We start from the raw sequence: 18,655 nt of genomic DNA, 5'->3' as shown, positions 1-18,655 counted from the left end.
GTTCCCACGCTCCAGCGTGGGAATGCAGCCCTGGACGCTCCAGCGTCCAGTGATGACAGAAAAGATAAGGCGGATACGGTTTGCAAAAAATAATAACTTTGAATAATGAAGCGGTGATCGCGAATGAGTGAATTCGATACAAAACAAAACAATCCGGTGATGCAATGGGTAACTTTTCGTCTCGGTGATGAAAAGTACGGCATCAATGTCATGCAAGTGCAGGAAGTGCTGCGGGTTGCAGAAATCGCTCCGGTTCCCGGTGCACCGTCTTATGTGCTGGGCATCATCAACTTGCGAGGCAATGTCGTAACGGTGATCGATACGCGCAATCGATTTGGTTTGATGTCGAAGGAGACCGACGATAATTCGCGCATTGTCATAATCGAAACCGAATCGCATATTATCGGCATCTTGGTCGATAGCGTTGCCGAAGTCGTCGAGCTGAGATCGTCAGATATTGAAACGGCTCCGAACGTCGGCAATGAAGAAACTTCTAGGTATATTCAAGGGGTGACTAGCCGAGATAATGAATTATTGATTCTAGTCGACCTAAATAAGTTTTTAAGCGATGAAGAGAAAGCGGAATTGGATATGTTTTGAAGTTAATCGTAACCTGAAAACAGCAACTTCCTTGAGCCGCGGCTAAGAGAGGCGGTCATGATCGAAATACAACCGATAGTCCCGACATATCCGGTTATTAAACCGGCTAAAGTCACTAATGACGAAGATCGACCGGATAAGAAAAAACAACAAAACGAGCAGGAAAAGGGTTCTGAATCGGAGCAGCAAGACGATACAGGGCCTGCTCAGCATATCGACGAAGTTGTTTGATGAATGAGATTTTATATGCCGGTCTTGCCGTACTGAGCGTTATGTCGATTTTGCTAGTATGGTTAACAGTCGATCATATTAAGCTTAAACGCAACTATCGAGCCTTGGCCAAACACCTGAATAATCATAACTTGGATATTGTCGGTTTATGTTCGGCATCGGTCGGTGTCGATAACCGATTAGCCGAGACGGCTGAATTACTCAAGGAATTGACCGAAAAAATCAACGACTTTGAACAAAGAGAGGAAGAAGCGAAGCCTTACCGCGCGATCATTCAAAAGGTGCGAAGCGGCGCAGATGCGGCTGAATTGATTCAAAAATTCGGAATTAGTCGTGATGAGGCCGTGCTATTGATTCGTTTGCATGGAGCTAGATAAAGGCTCTGTTTGCGATAATACTCCCTTTTGATTGAAAAACCGTCTAAGAATAAAAGGTATGGGATGTATCTATCGAGGAACGCCGTTCACCCAGCACCTAAATTCCATAGGTCATTGGCAATGATTCAAAATCATGGCTTATTTAGGTGCTGGATGAATTATCCCAAACAGTTAATCATAGCCAATGGATAATCCTAAAAAGAGCAGTTGAGAGCCTCAAACTACCGTTCGCCCTGAGCCCCTTCGGCTGCGCTCAGGAGGGCCCCTTCGGCTAGGCTCAGGAGAGCCTTGTCGAAGGGTGAACGATAGTTTGAGGCTTCACCAGGCGGGTGAAAGTGTTGTAGACCCTTCATGCTTCGACTTTTCTCAGCACGAACGGTCTACAACACATGGTAACTGCTCTTTCTAGGATAATGGGTTGATATACAACCGTCTACTCCGAATGTCGGCAATTCTTGCCGACATTCTCGCCAAACACAACGAACGTTTTGACTTTATTGAACTTTGATCAGTTCAACATCGAATATGAGTGTGGCATTAGGGCCAATCGCGCGGCCGGCGCCGCGTTCGCCATAAGCCAAATCGGAGGGTATGTAAAAACGGTATTTAGCGCCTTCCTTCATTAACTGCAGCCCCTCGGTCCAGCCGGCAATGACTCGATTTAACGGAAACGTGGCGGGTTCGCCTCGGCCATAGGAGCTGTCGAATTCTTCCCCGCTAATCGTGGTGCCTTTGTAATGAACGGTTACATTATCGGAGGCATTTGGCGTGGCTCCGTTTCCTTCGTTCAAAACTTCATACTGAAGGCCGCTAGCTGTGGTTTTTATGCCCGCCTTTTTGGCGTTTTCGGCAAGAAAGGCTTCGCCTGCTTCTTTATTTTCCTGTGGGGTGGTCGCATTGGCCATTGAGAACATCGTAAATCCTATGATAATAGCGGTAAAAACTGAAAAAACGCGGATATGCAGTTTAGTCACAGATTTTTTCCTCCTGTCGTGAGTTATAAGGAAGTGAGTCCATTTTTGGAGAAGTCGCGAGAAAAAGCAAGAAAGCTTGTTTTTTAATCCCAATAAAGTAGCTAATCCATGGGAGTAGGTTAGCGCCTTCTAACTCCAATACCGGTTTGTCCTTTTTTTGCCGGTGATGCCGCTTGTTCGCAACTGTGAACAAGCGATATAGTTTACCAAAAAAACCAGCTCTTGCTTTCAAATTCGTTCCGGCATGAATTTAATTGCGAATCGTAAACACGGGCTTTGCGGTCGACTTTTTCGGCAACTTTTAGTAACCAGGGTTTTTGTAAAAACGTTCGGCGCCGGTATCCCGTATGACCTTCGTGATAGGCCAGGTATAGTTGCCGAGCGTTTGATTTAGCTAGTCCGAGTCTTTTATAGCTCATGTAATTGTACCAGCCAACAAAATCGACCGCATCGGCAAAGTCTTCGCGGTCGGCGCTCCAGCGACGGTTATGTTTCATGTAGTCTCCCCAAGTACCGTCCAATGCTTGAGCATATCCATAGGCACTACTTTTTCTAAACCAAGGTATGAACCCTAATAATTTCCGTCTTGGCGGAGCGGCGTCGGCAACAAAGCGAGATTCTTGATGTATGATCGCCATTTGGACAGGAATTGGGACCCCCCATTTTTCATAAGAGGTTTTGGCGTGTTTGTACCAGTTGCTTTTTTCTCTGAAAGTTTCGCAAATGTTTTCTGTGTTTTTTGGCGGGGCAGTGGTGCAAGCTTGTAAAATAAGAAACGAGATAGCCGTTAAAATTATTTTTAACGATCGAATGGATAGCAGCATAAAAAATAGACAATCAAGTTCTGAAAGACGAGATTCGAAGCGAAAAATAAAAATAATAGTCTACACTAGTCATTATTTAATTTTCATTGTATATGAGAGCATAATGCTTGCCCTTTTCGGTTTGGAAATAGAGAATAGAGTTGTTTATTTTCCGGTTATTGTCAGCATTTCCTAATTTGGAAATCAAAAAGGGTGAGAAGTGTGTCTGGCGAGGAGTAAAAATCGACCGAGCACGCCGGTGCCTTTTAAGGCACTGCCGAAATTTGAAGAGCGACTGGTATTGATGCCGGTTTCATTCGGCTCCATATCTTCAATAATGAAAGTCGTACAAAAATGTAATGAATGTAATGTAGGTTAACAATGCCATACGAAAAACGCCATTATCGGAAAAAACTAACTTCCCATGGATTAATTTATTTGGATGGGGTTGAACTTCCGATGACCTTGAGCAACATCTCGATCACCGGTCTTTTGGCTGAATTGAACGATCACGAACGCATTAATGATGTTGAAGATCTGTTTAAAACAGTAAAGATATCCCCTATCGTTGATATCTACCTGCAAGAAATGCGACTTGCCGGCGAAGCCGAAATTGTTCGAGCCGATATGATCGACGGTCGGATTTATTTGGCGTTGGATTTTAGAAATGTCGAGCATGATGTAGAAAACTTGTTTTATGCAAGGCATGCCTACAGGAAAAAATTGGAGGCGCCGGGACTCATAATCCTTAACGGCCATAATTACCATTTCAACACGATTAATGTGTCGGTAGACGGCTTAATGGTTACGTTACCGGAGCGTATTGACGTGGAGCCTGGGGCAATTGCCGCGTTCAACTTTAAAAGACTCGACCTTCTCGGCGAAGTTAAGGTCGTATGGGTGACTTACCAGGACGGGAATACCTTATTAGGTTTGGAATACAATTACTTGGAAAAAACCTTTGTTGAAGGTATTCCGAGATTCTCCCCTCATAACCCGGGTGTGGTTAAAGGGTAATTGCAATAAGTCCAGCAAGCGGATGCTCTGCTCAAACTTTTCATGTTTAAGCAGATTTGCGGAATAATCAAAAAAGAGTTGCAATCCATTAATCTAAAAAGAGCAGTTGAGAGTCTCAAGCTACCGTTATTCCTGAGTCCTTCGACTTTGCTCAGCACGAATGGTCTACAACACAAGCCAACTGTTCTTTTTAGGATTATTCAAACAGCTTGCGTCCCCGCCAAAAATCCTCGGCCATATTCATAGCGCAATCTTGACTGTCCGCTTTGCCTATCAGCTTCAAGGCGATCGCCGCGGTACCGATAACGGCCGCTTCTCCGTATTCGTCCTCGATATCGCCTTGCCAGACTGCAGCGAGCTGCTTAGGGTCGAGCGTTTCTGATTTGACATGGCGGCGCTCGAAAATTCTCGGCCATTGCTCATCGTATAATTCGCCATGCTTAACGCTTTGCACTAAGCAATCGGCGTCGGGATTACGTTCGACTTCACCGCTTTCGCCTTTGAATACCGCTACATGAAGGTCGTTTAATAACAAAGCGGCTTCTTGATGCACCGGTCGGTAACCCGGGTGAAAAATCGCCTGAATGCTGTGTTTGGCATTAAAAGGGTTCAACATTCTGGCGAGCGTATGTACCGGCGATCGCAAGCCCATGATCGGGCGCAATTCGATGATTTCATGAAGTTTCGGGCAGAAGTATTCCAGCGGCAAATAACTGAAGCTCTGCTCTTCGAGTTGTTGTCGCGCTTCTTGTAAAGAGGCGGCGTGCTCGATGCCGAGGTATTTCAGAGCATCGTGCGTATAAATTCGGCCTTCGGTATGGCCGCCGGCGCCATGCATGAAGACTTTGATGCCATTTTCCGCGAGCAATAATGCCGACAGCAAAAACCAGGGGAGGTGGCGTCGTTTGCCGGCGTAGGAAGACCAATCCAAGTCGGCGGGGCAAGAAGGTTCGCCGAATGGACTAAAAGTTTCGCGTGCGGCTTGAATGAAGCCGGCTAACTCTTCAGGCGTTTCTTCTTTAACCCGCATTAGCATCAAAAAAGCGCCTAATTGCACGGGCAGCACTTCGCCGGCCAAAATCATACTCATCGCTTGATAGGCTTCTTCTCGAGTTAGCGGGCGCGAGCCTTTTTTGCCTTTACCGAGAATGCGGATATATTCAGCGAAAGGATGTTCTTGTCTTGTCATGGCAGATTACAATCCAATAACGACATAATGATCGATCAATAACGAGGCAAACATCAGCATCAAATAAATAATAGAAAAACCGAAGGTTTTCATTGCCGTTCGGTCGTCCTTGTGGCGCATCATCAAAATCGCATAATAAACAAAGCCGAGGCCGAGAGGAACTGCGGCGGAGAGATAAATTAGCCCACTCATGCCGGTTAAATAAGGCAGCAATGTCACCAATAAGAGTAGCACTGTATACAGTAATATTTGCAGTCTTGTGAATTCGGGGCCGTGCGTGACCGGCAACATCGGAATTTTAACTTTCGCGTATTCTTCGCGGCGGGCGATTGCCAGGGCCCAAAAATGCGGAGGTGTCCAAACGAAAATGATTAAAAACAATAGTAACGAATAAGGATGCACTTCACCGGTCATCGCGCACCAGCCCAAAACCGGAGGTGCCGCACCGGCCGCGCCTCCGATCACGATGTTTTGCGGCGTCATGCGCTTTAAATACACGGTATAGATGATTGCATAACCGATCAGCGACAATAAGGTCAAAAACGCAGTCAGCGGATTAACCAAAAAGCCCAATATAAGCATCGACACCAAGCCCAAAAGCGATGCGAAAACGATGACATTCATTGAGTGCAACGAGCCTTTCGGCAATGGGCGGTTTTGCGTTCTGCCCATTAAGGCATCGGCATTCTGATCAAGATAGTGATTAACCGCCGCTGCGGACGAGGCGGCGAGTCCGATGCCAACGGTGCTGTAAATCAAGGTGTCGATGGGCGGTATGCCGGGCACGGCCAGCAACATGCCGACCACGGCAGTAAAAACGATTAAGGCAACTACTTTGGGTTTGCACAGTTCAAGATAGTCACGCCAAGAGAGCAGGGCGGATGGGTTAGTCATTATCGAAAATATTCCAACATTTATATTAAGCTATAGAATACAGTGAACTATTGATTTATCAAATAGTCGGACGCGTTAACCTTACTACAGAGAGGACGTTATGAAGTTGCAAATTGCGAGTGCGGTATTATCCGGCATGTTTTTGCTGCCGGCACAAGCGGCGGTTAAAGTACATGAGCGGATTTTAGACAATGGTTTGAAAATCCTGGTCAAAGAAGATCACCGGTCGCCGGTAGCGGTTTCCCAAGTCTGGTACAAAGTCGGTTCCAGCTACGAGCCTGGCGGTATTACCGGTATTTCTCACATGCTCGAACACATGATGTTCAAAGGCACCGACGAGCTCAAACCCGGCGAGTTTTCCCGAATCATCGCGGCCAACGGCGGTAACGAAAACGCCTTTACCGGACGCGATTATACGGCTTATTTCCAGACGATGGAAAAATCCCGTTTGGAAGTCAGTTTTAAACTGGAAGCCGATCGTATGCGTAATCTGCACTTGCTTGACGAGGAATTACAAAAAGAGCTGCAAGTCGTTTACGAAGAGCGTCGGATGCGCACCGACGATAAGCCTCGCTCTAAGACCCAGGAGCATTTCGCCGCACTGGCTTATTCGAACAGCCCCTACAGAAATCCGATTATCGGTTGGCCGACGGACATAGAGAACTACACGATTGCCGATCTCGAGGCCTGGTATCAAAAATGGTATGCGCCGAACAACGCTACCTTGGTCGTGATCGGCGATGTCGAGCCGAAAGCGGTGTTCGCGTTGGCCGAAAAATATTTTGGACCGCTCAAGCCCAGTGACATTACGCCGGTGAAGCCGCAAACCGAAGTCGAACAACTCGGCATACGGCGCATGATCGTCAATTTGCCAGACAAACTGCCGTATCTGGTCATGGGGTATAAAGTCCCTGTGCTGAACACGGCCGAGCATGAGTGGGAAGCCTATGCATTGGAAGTGATGGCGGGTATTTTGGATGGCGGCAGCAGTGCACGCTTGGAGTCCGGATTAGTGAGGGGCAAACAGATCGCTGTGGCGGCCGGGGCCGGCTACAACTTGAGTTCCAGACTCGATGAATTGTTTATGTTTGATGCGACGCCTGCACAAGGAAAGAGTCACCAAGAATTGGAAGCGGCGTTAAAGGAAGAAATCGAAAAACTCAAGTATGAATTGGTGCAACCGGAAGAATTGCAGCGGATCAAAGCGCAGGTACTCGCGAATGCCACCTACGAGCGCGACTCGATGTTTTATCAAGGCATGCAGCTGGGCATCAATGAGACCGTCGGTTTAGGTTGGCAAAAAGCCGACGAATATGTCGACAAGGTCAATCGGGTGACCGCCGAGCAAGTCCGAGAAGTCGCTAAAAAATATTTTACCGATAACAACTTGAGCGTGGCCTATTTGGTGCCGCAACCGATCGCTGAACAAACCGGCAATAAAAAACTTAAGGAGAGCAAATAATGCGTATCGCTTTGATCAGTCTGTTATTGATGCTGACAGGACAGACCGCCTGGGCTGCGGCAAACATTGAACACTGGACAACCAAACAGGGGGCTAGAGTGTATTTCGTACCCGCTCCAAATCTGCCGATGGCCGATATCCGGGTGACTTTCGATGCCGGTAGCGCGCGCGACGGTAAGCAATTCGGGATCGCCGCGTTGACTTCAGGATTACTCGATACCGGCGCCGGCGAATGGAATGCCGACCAAATTGCGCAACGTTTCGAAAGCGTCGGCGCCCGTTTCGGAACCGGAGTATCCCGCGATATGGCTTGGCTGTCGCTACGGACTTTGACCGATCCGAAATTGTTCGATAAGTCGGTCGAAACGATGCAAACCATCTTGACTCAACCGCGCTTCGAGGAAGCCGATTTTCAGCGCGAAAAAAAGCGCACGTTGGCCGGTTTAAAACATCGCGAATCTTCGCCGTCAACCCTGGCCGATATTGCCTTTTATAAAGCGGTTTATGGACAACATCCCTATGCGCATCCAAGTGCCGGCGAAATTGAGACTGTAGAACCTTTGCAGGCCAAGGATCTTAAAAGCTTTTATAGCAAATATTATGTGGCTACCAATGCGATGGTGGCCATCGTCGGCGATATGAGCCGTAAACAGGCTGAACAAACCGCCGAGAAATTGTTGGCGAAATTACCGGCTGGACAAAAACCCGCCGAATTACCGGAAGTGGCGATGCCCAAGCAAGGCCGCCGCGAACATATCGCGTTTCCTTCCGCGCAAACTCATGTAATGAGCGGTCTTCCGGGATCCTATCGCAATGACGACGACTATTTCGCATTATTTGTCGGTAATCACATACTGGGCGGCGGCATGCTGGTTTCGAGATTATTCGAGGAAGTCAGGGAAAAACGAGGTCTAGCGTATAACACTTACAGTTATTTTGCACCGATGTATCGCAAAGGACCTTTTGCGATGGGCTTGCAAACACGGACCGATCAAGCCGACAAAGCGTTGGAAGTCTTGAATCAAACCTTGACCGAGTTCATTGAGGAAGGGCCGACCGAGGAAGAACTCACAGCCGCAAAACAAAACATCACCGGCGGTTTTGTCATGCGTTTCGATACCAATAGTAAAATGATCGGTTATGTCGAAATGATCGGATTTTACGGTTTGCCGCTCGACTACTTGGAAACTTTTCAGGAGAAGGTGAATGCGGTGACCGTCGATGCGATCAAGGACGCGTTTCAGCGTCGCGTCGATTCCGAGTTATTGCAAACGATCACCGTCGGCGAAACTCAATAAATCCGTGCAAAACAAGCTAAGAATCATCGCCGGCGAATGGCGCGGTCGCAATCTGCGTTTTACCGACGCACCGGGATTGCGCCCGACGCCGGCAAGAGTTCGGGAAACCTTGTTCAATTGGTTGCGAAGCGATATTTATGGCAGCCGTTGCCTGGATCTTTATTCAGGCAGCGGAGCGTTGGGTTTCGAGGCTGCCTCGCGAGGCGCAAAATCGGTCGTACAGGTCGAAAACAACCCACAGGCTTGCCGACATTTAAAAGAGAATACCGTTATTTTATCGACCGACCGAATCAAAATCGTCAATCAGGATGTCTTCCGCTACTTGGCCGGTGACGCCGAATCATTCGACCTAGTTTTTCTCGATCCGCCTTTCGGCAAAGGTCTCGCCGTGCAAACCTGCCAATGGCTCGAAGATAAAGGCTGGTTGTCCGCGCGGGCTAAAATCTACCTCGAAACGGAAACCGGGCTCGATCTCACCGGCATCCCGGAAAACTGGCAACTTCTGAAAGATAAAACGGCCGGCGAGGTCGCGTATCGATTATTCGAAAGGTTCGCCGGATAAGATGCTCTGATGGCTTTGAACTTAAGCCTATTTCTCTATTTCCCAAGCTCCAGAGGCTGTGAAAGTATTGGTGAATACATCGTAAAAAAATTATTCACCATGAAGAACATGAAGGTAATGAAGAAAAAAGCAAGAAAAATCAACGAGCTAATTCATGATGTCACTTCATGGCTAGTTCGTCATATTGAATACTTTCACGGCCTCTCCAGTTTGGGAAGCCGGCCCCGAATACTCTCGCTTCTTTCTGTATGGCGGAGCTGAGAACGTTCCGGCTGGGTAAGACCAGCTCCGTTTAAGCAAATCCAAGGAACACAGCCAGCGCCCGGTTGATTGCCAACATCGTTTCATCATCTAGCCGGCCGAAAGCTGTTCCCAACTTCTTGGTTGAAACCGATTGAGGCTTATCCACCATGATTTGCGAAGGTTTGGTCAGACCGTTCCGGTCACTTGGGTTTACTAAAATCCGGAAAAGCGGCGTATCGCGTAATTCACTGGTTACCGGTAAAACAACCATGGAAGGATGCGCATCGAATAAATCGGATTGGATAATCAATGCGGGCCTCGGTTTGCCGATGTCGCCCTGTAAAGCCACCGTGACTAAGTCGCCGCGCCTCATATCCAGCCGTCTCGGTCGGCTGCGGTTTCAAGCCAATCGGTGATTTCTTGTTCATGGCTGTCGTCTTTTAAAAGCAACGATTGTCGTCGGCATTCCTCGGCGAAACCTATACTTCGAGTGTCCGGAACCCAAATTTGTAAAGGACGCAAACCCGCTTCTCGCAACGCGGCACGATGTTTTTGTACTCTTGCCGAAATACTAGCACCCATGAACACCTCCAATGCTTACTGTTACATGAAACTGAATAATATGCTTCATGCTTAGAAAATGCAACGGATCCGATGTCTAACTATAGTTGCTGTAACTCCTTGTCTTGGAAGGACGGGATTTATAAAATCGTCATAAACGTTATCTATACCCGTCGTAGATCAAAATTCGGCGCCTGGGAGTCCGCTAAAGGACGCCGTGCCCAGCACCTAAATTATGCAAGATAGTTACCATAGCCAAAAGGCTATGGAATTTAGGTGCTGGGTTCACGGCGTCCTGTCAAGCGAGTCGCCGAACCACCATAATGCCTAAAACTTGTAAAAGTAAATTTGTGCATATTCCTTAGACGGTTTTTCAATCAAAAGGGAGTAGTTGAGGGGGCAATGCTGTTGACTTAAGCATCAGCGATCCGTTTTGATTTATCCTGCTGCCATTTATTGATAGGTTTACGGGATACACGAGGATAGGACTTCCTGGGCTTCTTCGGATGGTAATACTGAACGCGCGTGATTTCCACCAAAAGCTCCTGAAACACGTTGCGTGCGATCTCCGGATAAGCTGCGGTAAACACCACGACCTCACTCGCCAATGCCCGCACGGCATTTTTAAACTGGGGCGTGGATAAGCGATCGGGATTCGGGTAGGTAAGCAGGGCAATCAAGGTGCGACTGATCACGCACATGACCAGGACGGCCAACAGTTCTTGTCTGATGCCGTTTTCACTGTGACTGTGGAACATTTCGATATCGAGGTGCAATTTTTCATCACGATATTGTTCTTCAATTCGCCAGCGACGGAAATACAGTTCAACCAGTGATTCGGCGGGATACTGACGGCTGCCGGTAAGATTGGTTAATAAGACCGACAGCGTGCCGTCCGGGCTTTCCAAACGGACCGCGCGTAGCTTGATGCTTTTGGGGCCCGGTCGTTTCCGGCGAATCCGCGAGGCCGTATCCAACCAGATGACGGCCTCTGAACGCCCGGATTGGACAAAGTTCTCGACCGCTTTAAAGGTCGATTGGGCCGGACAGCGGAACACGAAAGCCGAATCCGGCGAGGTATCTCGTAAGTAGTAAAGCAAGTCATAGCTGGGATAACCGCGGTCAAGCAATAAGACCAAAGGACGATCGGGGAGCTGCGGTAGCAGCTCTTTCACATCCTCGCGCTCGTTGCCTTCCGCTAAGGGACTGATCGCGCGAGCGATCGGTAACCGTCGAAAGACATCGAATGCGGTCGAGACCAGACATTGCGGATAGTGGCCTTTGCCGGGAACGGTCAAGCCGCTGTTGGGATCGAAGGCTTTGCGAAGTTCGGGCGAGGCCGGCAAGTGATATTTGGAACCGTCAAAAGCCACCGCCGTCATGCCATGCCACGTATATTCCGGCGACTCCGGCCAAAGCGAATAAGCTAACTGCACACTATCGGCTAATAGATCAGTAAAGACGGACCACGGTAATCGACTTCGGGCTTTCGTCACTGCACTCCGATGCACGGCTTCAGCCTCAGGCCAACAACCGCTTCGCCGCGCTTGTTTGAAGAATTCACCGGAGTGAATGTCCACGCCAGCGGATTTATCACTGGTAACCAGTGATAACACCAAGGTAATTAGGTTGGGTAAGGAGAGTTTGCGTGTGCGGGTAAAGTGCTCAGCCGATTGCTTTTGATCATCGGCTAACGTGTGTGAAATTAAACGGCGAAATTGTTCAAGATAAGACGAAAGTTGGCATGAATTTTCAAAGCGATGTTTGTGCCATGTTTGCGGTGCTGGTCATAAATGAGTCTCTCTGTAGTGATTTCATGTGCTTATTATAATAAAATCAAGGTATTATGTCTTTATTTTTCTTAAGTCAACAGCATTGAGTTGAGGGGGTGATCAGGAACGGAAGCTTTTCGTCCTTAGCCAAAGCAAATCAAAACGTTCGGTGCGAATTAAATAACCCGCCCCGCGTGATGCTTTAGTGCTAAAAAATCAAACAGATGAAAAAATCCCCCCAAAACGTTATAATCCGCTGCTTTTTTCATAGTTCCGGCTTTATCATGAATATTACCGCAATCTATCCGGGCACTTTCGATCCCGTGACCGCCGGGCATCTGGACTTGATTGCTCGGGCTGCTAAGCTGTACGACAAGATTATCGTTGCCATCGCGGTCGGCACCACAAAAACGCCGTTGTTCACGATCGAAGAGCGTGTCGCGCTGGCGGAGGCTGTGACCGAAGAATTCGATAACGTTTCGGTTATCGGTTTCGGTAATCTATTGGTCGATTGCGCCAAAGAACAAGGCGCCCATGTCATTATCAGAGGCCTAAGGGCGGTTTCCGATTTCGAGTACGAATTTCAATTGGCCGGCATGAATCGGCGGCTTTCACCCGATCTCGAAACGGTATTTTTAACGCCGGCCGAACAATATGAATTCATATCGTCGAGCATGATCAAGGAAATCGCACGCCTCAACGGCGACGTATCCAGTTTCGTGCCCGATATTGTTAAACAAAGTTTAATCCAAAAATTTAGTCAGGAGTAACCATGGCTCTTATTATCAATGACGAATGCATCAATTGCGACGTTTGCGAACCGGAGTGTCCGAACGGCGCGATTTCCCAAGGCGAGGAGATTTACATCATCGACCCGAATTTGTGTACCGAGTGCGTGGGGCATCACGATCTACCACAGTGTATCGAAGTGTGTCCGGTCGATTGCATCGACAAAGACCCGGAGCATGCCGAAAGCAAAGACACGCTGTATCAAAAATACCTTAAATTGACCGCGTAGAGTACGCGCCGCGTAAACCTTTCGGGCTAAGCATGCCGCAAATACAACTGACCACGCTTAACGCCCGGTATATCCATAGCGCGTTCGGGCTGCGCTATCTCTACGCTAATTTGGGAGAATTGCAAAGCGAAGCCGAAATCCTCGAATTCGGCATACAAGACCGGCCGATCGACATCGTCGAAAAGCTTTTGCAGCATCGTCCGAAAATCATCGGTTTTGGCGTTTACATCTGGAATGTCGCCGAAATCGGCTCGACGGTGGCCCTGCTCAAACAAATCGCGCCGGAAATCATCGTGATCCTGGGCGGGCCCGAAGTCAGTCACCCGCCCGATTTGCCGCCGGTCGCCGAGTTGGCCGACTACATCGTCACCGGCGTCGGCGAAATCAGTTTTCGCGCATTATGCGAACAAATCCTAAACGGCGAAGCGTCCGATGAAAAAATCATAACCGGTGTCGAATCGCCGCTGGAAAGTTTGGCATCGCCTTATCCCTATTACAACGACGAAGACGTTCGCAACCGTATCGTCTATGTTGAAGCCTCGCGCGGCTGCCCGTTCAAATGCGAATTTTGCCTCTCGGCGCTCGATGTCACGGCCAAGCCGTTTGCATTGGATCGTTTCTTGGGCGAAATGGGAGTGTTGTATCGGCGGGGCGTTCGGCATTTCAAATTCATCGACCGGACCTTCAATCTAAAAATTGCCGCCAGCGTTGCGATACTGGAATTTTTTCTCGAGCGCATAAGCGACGACTTATTTTTGCATTTCGAAGTGATACCGGATCATTTGCCGGACCGGCTCAAACAAACGCTCGAAAAATTCCCGCCCGCAACGCTGCAATTCGAAGTCGGCGTGCAAACTTTCGACCCGGCCATTCAACGGCTGATCAGTCGCCGCCAGGATAACGAAAAAACCAAAGAAAACCTGCGTTGGCTCAAGGCAAACACCCATGCGCACATCCATGCCGACCTAATCTTCGGGCTGCCCGGCGATACGCTGGCCAATTTCGCGGGCAGTTTCGATCAATTAGCCGCATTACAGCCGCATGAAATTCAACTGGGTATCTTAAAGCGCTTGCGCGGTGCGCCGCTCAATCGGCATAACGAAGCCTACCGGATGCGCTACAACCCCGAACCGCCTTACAACATCCTCAGCACCCGCGATATCGGATTTAACGACATGCAACGCATCAACCGCTTCGCGCGCTATTGGGACATGATCGGAAATTCCGGCCGCTTTGCCGAAACCCTGCCGTTGATACTGGCCGACGCGCCCTTCGAACGCTTTTTGCGGTTAAGCGATGCCCTATACGAACTCAGCGGCAGCACTTGGAAGATAGCGCTTCGGCGATTGTTTGATCTGCTCTATCGAGTCATGACGGAATTCTTGGCGATTCCTACGGTTGAAGCGAAGCACGTTCTCGAAGCGGATTACCGAAAAACCGGCGAAAAAGGTCTGCCGTCGTTCATGAAAACCGAAGGCTATGAAAAAAGCAGTACCCTTCGTCAAAGTCGAGCAAATAAGCGCCAGCAAGCCTTCGGTCACTCTACCAGGTAAAAACGACCTGTGAAGAATCGGCTCAATTAAACTGTGTTATTTGACCTAATCAATAGGTCATATGACACACTTTTTGGTGAAGATATGTTGAAGATCGAGAGCGCTTAATTAAGCCAAAATAAAACTAGAATCCCCCTGTGGGTGGGAATGAATGAGCTTCGGACAAGAAATTGTGAGGATAGTCTCGGATTTTTAAAAGTGGTCTCATTTTTGCGTAATATATCGGAGGTAGGGTGATGACTGTTGTAAAAGGGCATATTGCTTTTCTATATCAATTTCCTCCTAGATTGCTGATTAGATCGATTATCCTGCCTTTAGACGATAGCTAATTACAACGCCGATTAGCTTAGTATGATGGTTGTGTAATAAAGCTAGCATGAGGGCAGGGCGTTGTCTTAAAACTCCGCAAACGGTATATTGCGGTCTTTTTACTTCAATTTAATAATATTAAAGAGGTACACAATGGAAATGAAAAAATCAATGCTGATAACAGCGGCGGCTGTTATCGGATTATCTATCAATACGGCTTATGCGCATGGCGAGCATGAGTTTAGCGGTGGCGAACCTTATACGCTATTTCATCCTGAAATGACTTGGGTAGACGGTACCGGTACGGCTACCAATGTATCGTTAGGTGGTGGAGTAAGAACTGCGGCCGCTTATTCGTTCAATGTGACCGAGGCAGGTAATTTGGATGTTTATAGTGCCTATACAGATGCACTATGGGGCGTTACTTCTATCTGGGTTTTTCAAAAAGATACAAGCGGAAGCGATTGGACTTTAACGAATTTATCCGCCGCTGGGGAGCGAAAGGCAGAAGGCGGCTCTTTAAATATTTTTGATGTTCCTATTGTGGACTATGTTAGTGAAACGAATCCAGGCGTTTCGCCTGCCGGACTAAGAGATCATTTCGATGTCGGCGAATATATGGCTTTGGTTACTATATTTGGGGCCCATCCGGATGGACATCCGGGTGTCTTTGATGCAGTCGGAGCTAAATTATCCGATGGCTTTAATTGGACGGTCGGTGGTTTCGCCCTTATCGATCTCGTTCAAGAAGTAGCTTTTCACGATTTAACCATAACAGCTTCCGCGGGTTCTTCAGCTATTGTACAACCGGTGCCTGTGCCGGCTGCAATTTGGTTCATGGGTTCGGCTTTGGCGGGATTGGGCGTGTTGCGACGTAAAAAATCCACTGTGTTGCAGGCTTAAATTCAGTCTTGTTTAGATTATTAGGTAATGCGGTAATTAAGATAAGGCTAATGACATTTATTAAACGGATATCTCTATCAGCGTTGCTATTTGCCACAATGGCAACGGCATCTGGCGGCAATAAGACTATGCAAGCCTCGTTTGTTATAAGACAAAGTGCTATACCCGAAGCTGAATGGTTGTTAGAAGCTGAACAAGCTGATTTGCACGGATTGCTCAGAAGTTTGTCGGAACGGAGTGCGATAAAGATCCATTATGCCGCGTTGCCTACCGTGAAAGTTGATGCAACGTGCATTGGCCCAACTGTGGTAAGGATACTGCGGTGTTTGCTTGGCGCAGAGGCTAATATGCTTTTTCATTATGCAGAGTCAGTGGGTGATGATGCCAATAAACAGGAACGCGAACCGAAAGAAATATGGATTATAGCGTCTTCTCTAAGCCCGCCGCCAATTGCGTCAGCACGGCCAAGCGATTGTCGGAGTTCTGAAGCTAAGGGAATCAGTCGTCCGGTAGAAGGTTTAGATAATGCGTTGAGTGTAGAACAAGACGTCGATTCATTGCTACGCCAGGTCGACTCGGAAGATCCGGAGAAAAGGATGAATGCACTAGCCGGATTGGCGCGACTTGGCAAAACCGATAGCCCTGAGGTTTATGATGCGGTTGCTCGATCAATATCGGATACCGATGCTAGAGTAAGAGGGCAAGCGGTATATGCGCTATCGCAAATCGAGAATGACCCAAACGCGTTGAATGACTATTTACAACAAGCCCTGCAGGACGCTGAGCTTGGTGTGCGTTTGATGACGATCGATGCAATCGAACCTGACTCCGCATTGTTGCAGCAGGCGCTTCAAGATACAGATTCGTCTGTACGCGATTATGCGGCAAGTAAATTACAAGCAATCATGCAGCGTTAATACTATCAAGATAAAGGATAAATGATTAACTTGATGTTCAGCTTATTGCAAAATGTGACTAAGTTATTGAACATCAAAACTACCTGGCCAATTACTTAAATTGAGAAATACAATGAAAAAAACTAATAAATTTATTAAACGAACTTTAACTCTAGCGGCTTTATCATTAGGAATAGGCATGACTGGACAGGTTTCCGCACATGATCTTAATCAATCGTTAATCGGAGGTTTTTTCGGGGCAAGTGCAACCGATTTATCTATGATTCAATGCTTTAGCGATCCTGGTTTAGGAGGGGGGGCCGCAGCTGCGCGCTTGTCTTTAAGGGTAAGAAAATCGCAGGGTAGCAGTAGTTTTTTAAATGTTAGTGTGATGAAGGACGGTGTGGCGAAATCAACAGTTATTGGTCAAACCCCTAATGTTTGGAGCCCATGGATCCAGGTTGCGCCTCAGCAAGGTAACGGAAATTATATGATGACCGTTAGTCAAACGCATGCCGTCAATAGTTTTTACACTATCGAATATCATTGCGAATCTGCGGGTGGCGCTCACACCGGAACTAGCTTGGTAACTCTACAAAACCAATAATCCTAAAAGAGCTCTGGCATTTATTGTAAGCCCGATCGTTCGTGTTATGTCTAGTCTAAACCGGAAGGGGCTACAAGGATCCTCGGCTTAGTGAAGAAGCCCCAAAATACCGTTTTCTCTTTGATTATGCTCAAGGAGAGCGGTATTGCGGCGTGTTTTTTAAATTAAAAGATTCGCAATGGCGTATTCGTGTTTATATTTGACAGCGTGCAGTTTTTGGCAAAAGGATTAGCCGGTTCTGCGGAGCCATCAGCTTAGCGTTTTATCTTGTTACGATATATACTCTTCCATTTTTTCGATTTCGGTTATAAAACCCGTTTATCGCTTCCTAAACGAGAGACATGTTTTCTATCAAATCCGTTTTTATCCTATTCTTAGGGCTTTATTTTTCTTTAAGCATTGTTCGTGCCGATTGGGCCGGGCAATCGGCCCCGAACTGTGAATTGACGGTTATGTACGACGGGCAGTCGCTCGACTGGGCGTCGCTTGAAGGCAAGGTCGTCTATCTCGATTTTTGGGCCTCGTGGTGCATTCCTTGCGTGCAGTCCTTTCCGTTCATGACGCAAATGCAACGCGAACTCAAGGATCAAGGTTTGGTCGTGATCGCGGTGAATGTGGACGAGGAGCTTAAGGATGCCGAAGGGTTTTTGTCGCGTTACCCGGCCGGATTCACCGTGGTCGCCGATCCTAATCAGGAATGCGCGAAACAATACAATGTCAAAGCGATGCCGTCGTCTTATGTGATCAACCGTCAAGGCGTTGTCAGGGATGTGCATTTAGGCTTTAGGCGCGGAGAAGCGGAAGCCTTTAGAAAGGTTGTCGAGCAGATTTTGGCGGAGTAGGATTTTAGTGAGCGGGTAGCCGTAAGCGGTCAGCGGTTATTGGGTTGTATACTCATCGTAGATGAAAATTCGGCCTCAGGGTGCCCGTCAAAGGACGCCGTGAATACGTCCATGTAGGCTCTATGCCTGCTCCATGCTGGCAAAGCCTTTACCGAGCACCCCGAGGCCTCCTCCGGCACTGCCGAAATTTGAAGTGCGAAAGGTATATTTTGCTAGCGGGTTTTTATTTTTCCGCTTTTCCCCTAAATCCCAGTCGTTATTTACAAGTACGAATTTACCCACCACGAAAAAAGTGGATATCGGCTGTCGGCTTGTCATGGCATTATGGGGATTTTTTGGCGTCTGTGCGGAATATCGTTGAAAATCGCGACGAAGGCGTGGCTCCCACATCGGTTCCACAATCTGTGTAGAGTATGCATCGCATACCTTTTTGTAAGCATTTTCCAGTCGGAAGGCTGGTGCAAAGGTACGCGATGCGTACCCTACGATTTATTTATACCGGCGGGCGCACGGTATTGAAACCCTATGCGATATTATTTTTGCT

General features: G+C 47.9%; 22 protein-coding genes. 14 read left to right on the top strand and 8 right to left on the bottom strand.

Going from position 1 to position 18,655, the window contains the following annotated elements:
- Positions 1–123 precede the first annotated feature (123 nt).
- Genes ACINK7_RS16195 through ACINK7_RS16185 form a run of 3 tightly spaced genes read left to right on the top strand, consistent with a single transcriptional unit; the run spans position 124 to position 1,208 of the window.
- Entirely contained in the window at positions 124–600 is a 477-nt protein-coding gene (locus ACINK7_RS16195; RefSeq protein WP_014149575.1) for a chemotaxis protein CheW, read from the top strand.
- 57 nt (positions 601–657) lie between these two features.
- Positions 658–831, top strand: coding sequence for a hypothetical protein (locus ACINK7_RS16190; RefSeq protein ID WP_017842651.1), 174 nt, complete (start codon positions 658–660; stop codon positions 829–831).
- Complete coding sequence (locus tag ACINK7_RS16185; RefSeq protein WP_404356817.1) at positions 831–1,208, top strand: DUF2802 domain-containing protein; 378 nt, start codon at positions 831–833, stop codon at positions 1,206–1,208. Before ACINK7_RS16190 ends, ACINK7_RS16185 begins: the two co-directional genes overlap by 1 nt.
- A gap of 494 nt (positions 1,209–1,702) precedes the next feature.
- Here ACINK7_RS16185 and ACINK7_RS16180 read toward each other — a convergent pair whose 3' ends face one another.
- Both ACINK7_RS16180 and ACINK7_RS16175 read right to left on the bottom strand, forming a co-directional pair.
- Positions 1,703–2,122: an FKBP-type peptidyl-prolyl cis-trans isomerase gene (locus ACINK7_RS16180; protein WP_404361467.1), complete on the bottom strand. Its 420-nt coding sequence runs from the start codon at positions 2,120–2,122 to the stop codon at positions 1,703–1,705.
- Between the two features lie 263 nt (positions 2,123–2,385).
- Positions 2,386–3,006 carry a transglycosylase SLT domain-containing protein gene (locus tag ACINK7_RS16175; protein WP_404356815.1) on the bottom strand — a complete coding sequence of 207 codons (621 nt, stop codon included), beginning with the start codon at positions 3,004–3,006 and terminating at the stop codon, positions 2,386–2,388.
- A 360-nt stretch (positions 3,007–3,366) separates the two neighbouring features.
- Here ACINK7_RS16175 and ACINK7_RS16170 point away from each other — a divergent pair, with 360 nt between their 5' ends.
- The gene (locus ACINK7_RS16170; protein ID WP_404356814.1) at positions 3,367–4,002 is read left to right on the top strand and encodes a PilZ domain-containing protein; all 636 of its coding nucleotides are present in this window, start codon (positions 3,367–3,369) and stop codon (positions 4,000–4,002) included.
- A gap of 196 nt (positions 4,003–4,198) precedes the next feature.
- Here ACINK7_RS16170 and ACINK7_RS16165 read toward each other — a convergent pair whose 3' ends face one another.
- Positions 4,199–5,191, bottom strand: a complete 993-nt coding sequence (locus ACINK7_RS16165; protein ID WP_404356812.1) for a glycosyl transferase family protein — start codon at positions 5,189–5,191, stop codon at positions 4,199–4,201.
- Between the two features lie 6 nt (positions 5,192–5,197).
- Complete coding sequence (cyoE, locus tag ACINK7_RS16160; RefSeq protein WP_404361466.1) at positions 5,198–6,088, bottom strand: heme o synthase; 891 nt, start codon at positions 6,086–6,088, stop codon at positions 5,198–5,200.
- A 97-nt stretch (positions 6,089–6,185) separates the two neighbouring features.
- Here cyoE and ACINK7_RS16155 point away from each other — a divergent pair, with 97 nt between their 5' ends.
- From ACINK7_RS16155 to rsmD, 3 genes are read left to right on the top strand one after another with little or no spacing between them, the layout of a single operon-like run.
- Positions 6,186–7,547 carry a M16 family metallopeptidase gene (locus tag ACINK7_RS16155; protein ID WP_404356810.1) on the top strand — a complete coding sequence of 454 codons (1,362 nt, stop codon included), beginning with the start codon at positions 6,186–6,188 and terminating at the stop codon, positions 7,545–7,547.
- A complete protein-coding gene (locus ACINK7_RS16150) occupies positions 7,547–8,845 on the top strand; it encodes a M16 family metallopeptidase (RefSeq protein WP_404356808.1) in 1,299 nt (432 codons plus the stop codon). Before ACINK7_RS16155 ends, ACINK7_RS16150 begins: the two co-directional genes overlap by 1 nt.
- Before the next feature lie 4 nt (positions 8,846–8,849).
- Complete coding sequence (gene rsmD / locus ACINK7_RS16145; RefSeq protein ID WP_404356806.1) at positions 8,850–9,407, top strand: 16S rRNA (guanine(966)-N(2))-methyltransferase RsmD; 558 nt, start codon at positions 8,850–8,852, stop codon at positions 9,405–9,407.
- 292 nt (positions 9,408–9,699) lie between these two features.
- On the opposite strand, the gene ACINK7_RS16140 is transcribed toward rsmD, so the two are convergent.
- The 3 genes from ACINK7_RS16140 to ACINK7_RS16130 all read right to left on the bottom strand — a co-directional run bounded on the left by ACINK7_RS16140 (position 9,700) and on the right by ACINK7_RS16130 (position 11,917).
- Entirely contained in the window at positions 9,700–10,023 is a 324-nt protein-coding gene (locus ACINK7_RS16140; protein WP_404356804.1) for a type II toxin-antitoxin system PemK/MazF family toxin, read from the bottom strand.
- Complete coding sequence (locus ACINK7_RS16135) at positions 10,020–10,232, bottom strand: antitoxin MazE family protein (protein ID WP_404356802.1); 213 nt, start codon at positions 10,230–10,232, stop codon at positions 10,020–10,022. Before ACINK7_RS16135 ends, ACINK7_RS16140 begins: the two co-directional genes overlap by 4 nt.
- A 392-nt stretch (positions 10,233–10,624) precedes the next feature.
- Positions 10,625–11,917 carry an IS4 family transposase gene (locus ACINK7_RS16130; protein WP_404361465.1) on the bottom strand — a complete coding sequence of 431 codons (1,293 nt, stop codon included), beginning with the start codon at positions 11,915–11,917 and terminating at the stop codon, positions 10,625–10,627.
- 350 nt (positions 11,918–12,267) lie between these two features.
- Between ACINK7_RS16130 and coaD the strand changes: the two genes are divergently transcribed.
- The 7 genes from coaD to ACINK7_RS16095 all read left to right on the top strand — a co-directional run bounded on the left by coaD (position 12,268) and on the right by ACINK7_RS16095 (position 18,111).
- Entirely contained in the window at positions 12,268–12,753 is a 486-nt protein-coding gene (gene coaD, locus ACINK7_RS16125; RefSeq protein WP_404356800.1) for a pantetheine-phosphate adenylyltransferase, read from the top strand.
- Between the two features lie 2 nt (positions 12,754–12,755).
- Complete coding sequence (locus tag ACINK7_RS16120; RefSeq protein ID WP_125220380.1) at positions 12,756–13,001, top strand: YfhL family 4Fe-4S dicluster ferredoxin; 246 nt, start codon at positions 12,756–12,758, stop codon at positions 12,999–13,001.
- Positions 13,002–13,033: 32 nt separating this feature from the next.
- Positions 13,034–14,554, top strand: a complete 1,521-nt coding sequence (locus ACINK7_RS16115) for a DUF4080 domain-containing protein (RefSeq protein WP_404356798.1) — start codon at positions 13,034–13,036, stop codon at positions 14,552–14,554.
- A gap of 462 nt (positions 14,555–15,016) precedes the next feature.
- The gene (locus ACINK7_RS16110) at positions 15,017–15,766 is read left to right on the top strand and encodes a VPLPA-CTERM sorting domain-containing protein (protein ID WP_404356796.1); all 750 of its coding nucleotides are present in this window, start codon (positions 15,017–15,019) and stop codon (positions 15,764–15,766) included.
- Positions 15,767–15,816: 50 nt separating this feature from the next.
- Entirely contained in the window at positions 15,817–16,683 is an 867-nt protein-coding gene (locus tag ACINK7_RS16105) for a HEAT repeat domain-containing protein (RefSeq protein WP_404356794.1), read from the top strand.
- A gap of 112 nt (positions 16,684–16,795) precedes the next feature.
- The gene (locus ACINK7_RS16100; RefSeq protein ID WP_404356792.1) at positions 16,796–17,269 is read left to right on the top strand and encodes a hypothetical protein; all 474 of its coding nucleotides are present in this window, start codon (positions 16,796–16,798) and stop codon (positions 17,267–17,269) included.
- A gap of 341 nt (positions 17,270–17,610) precedes the next feature.
- Positions 17,611–18,111, top strand: a complete 501-nt coding sequence (locus ACINK7_RS16095) for a TlpA family protein disulfide reductase (protein WP_404356790.1) — start codon at positions 17,611–17,613, stop codon at positions 18,109–18,111.
- Between the two features lie 120 nt (positions 18,112–18,231).
- Here ACINK7_RS16095 and ACINK7_RS16090 read toward each other — a convergent pair whose 3' ends face one another.
- Positions 18,232–18,501: a hypothetical protein gene (locus ACINK7_RS16090; RefSeq protein ID WP_404356788.1), complete on the bottom strand. Its 270-nt coding sequence runs from the start codon at positions 18,499–18,501 to the stop codon at positions 18,232–18,234.
- Positions 18,502–18,655: the final 154 nt, after the last annotated feature.

Origin of the sequence: Methylotuvimicrobium sp. KM1, from assembly GCF_044788715.1 — a bacterium.
Classification (GTDB): Bacteria; Pseudomonadota; Gammaproteobacteria; order Methylococcales; family Methylomonadaceae; genus Methylotuvimicrobium.
Note: the sequence above shows the minus strand (reverse complement) of the source record. Positions and strands in the feature narration are given on the sequence as shown.

Coding starts and splice junctions, on each gene's coding strand:
- ACINK7_RS16115 (WP_404356798.1), top strand. CDS start 13,034: ATGCCGCAAATACAACTGACCACGCTTAACGCCCGGTATATCCATAGC.
- ACINK7_RS16090 (WP_404356788.1), bottom strand. CDS start 18,501: ATGTGGGAGCCACGCCTTCGTCGCGATTTTCAACGATATTCCGCACAG.
- ACINK7_RS16135 (WP_404356802.1), bottom strand. CDS start 10,232: ATGGGTGCTAGTATTTCGGCAAGAGTACAAAAACATCGTGCCGCGTTG.
- ACINK7_RS16185 (WP_404356817.1), top strand. CDS start 831: ATGAATGAGATTTTATATGCCGGTCTTGCCGTACTGAGCGTTATGTCG.
- ACINK7_RS16180 (WP_404361467.1), bottom strand. CDS start 2,122: ATGTTCTCAATGGCCAATGCGACCACCCCACAGGAAAATAAAGAAGCA.
- ACINK7_RS16195 (WP_014149575.1), top strand. CDS start 124: ATGAGTGAATTCGATACAAAACAAAACAATCCGGTGATGCAATGGGTA.
- ACINK7_RS16190 (WP_017842651.1), top strand. CDS start 658: ATGATCGAAATACAACCGATAGTCCCGACATATCCGGTTATTAAACCG.
- ACINK7_RS16105 (WP_404356794.1), top strand. CDS start 15,817: ATGACATTTATTAAACGGATATCTCTATCAGCGTTGCTATTTGCCACA.
- ACINK7_RS16165 (WP_404356812.1), bottom strand. CDS start 5,191: ATGACAAGACAAGAACATCCTTTCGCTGAATATATCCGCATTCTCGGT.
- ACINK7_RS16120 (WP_125220380.1), top strand. CDS start 12,756: ATGGCTCTTATTATCAATGACGAATGCATCAATTGCGACGTTTGCGAA.
- ACINK7_RS16110 (WP_404356796.1), top strand. CDS start 15,017: ATGGAAATGAAAAAATCAATGCTGATAACAGCGGCGGCTGTTATCGGA.
- ACINK7_RS16170 (WP_404356814.1), top strand. CDS start 3,367: ATGCCATACGAAAAACGCCATTATCGGAAAAAACTAACTTCCCATGGA.
- ACINK7_RS16150 (WP_404356808.1), top strand. CDS start 7,547: ATGCGTATCGCTTTGATCAGTCTGTTATTGATGCTGACAGGACAGACC.
- ACINK7_RS16095 (WP_404356790.1), top strand. CDS start 17,611: ATGTTTTCTATCAAATCCGTTTTTATCCTATTCTTAGGGCTTTATTTT.
- ACINK7_RS16100 (WP_404356792.1), top strand. CDS start 16,796: ATGAAAAAAACTAATAAATTTATTAAACGAACTTTAACTCTAGCGGCT.
- ACINK7_RS16175 (WP_404356815.1), bottom strand. CDS start 3,006: ATGCTGCTATCCATTCGATCGTTAAAAATAATTTTAACGGCTATCTCG.
- ACINK7_RS16155 (WP_404356810.1), top strand. CDS start 6,186: ATGAAGTTGCAAATTGCGAGTGCGGTATTATCCGGCATGTTTTTGCTG.
- coaD (WP_404356800.1), top strand. CDS start 12,268: ATGAATATTACCGCAATCTATCCGGGCACTTTCGATCCCGTGACCGCC.
- ACINK7_RS16140 (WP_404356804.1), bottom strand. CDS start 10,023: ATGAGGCGCGGCGACTTAGTCACGGTGGCTTTACAGGGCGACATCGGC.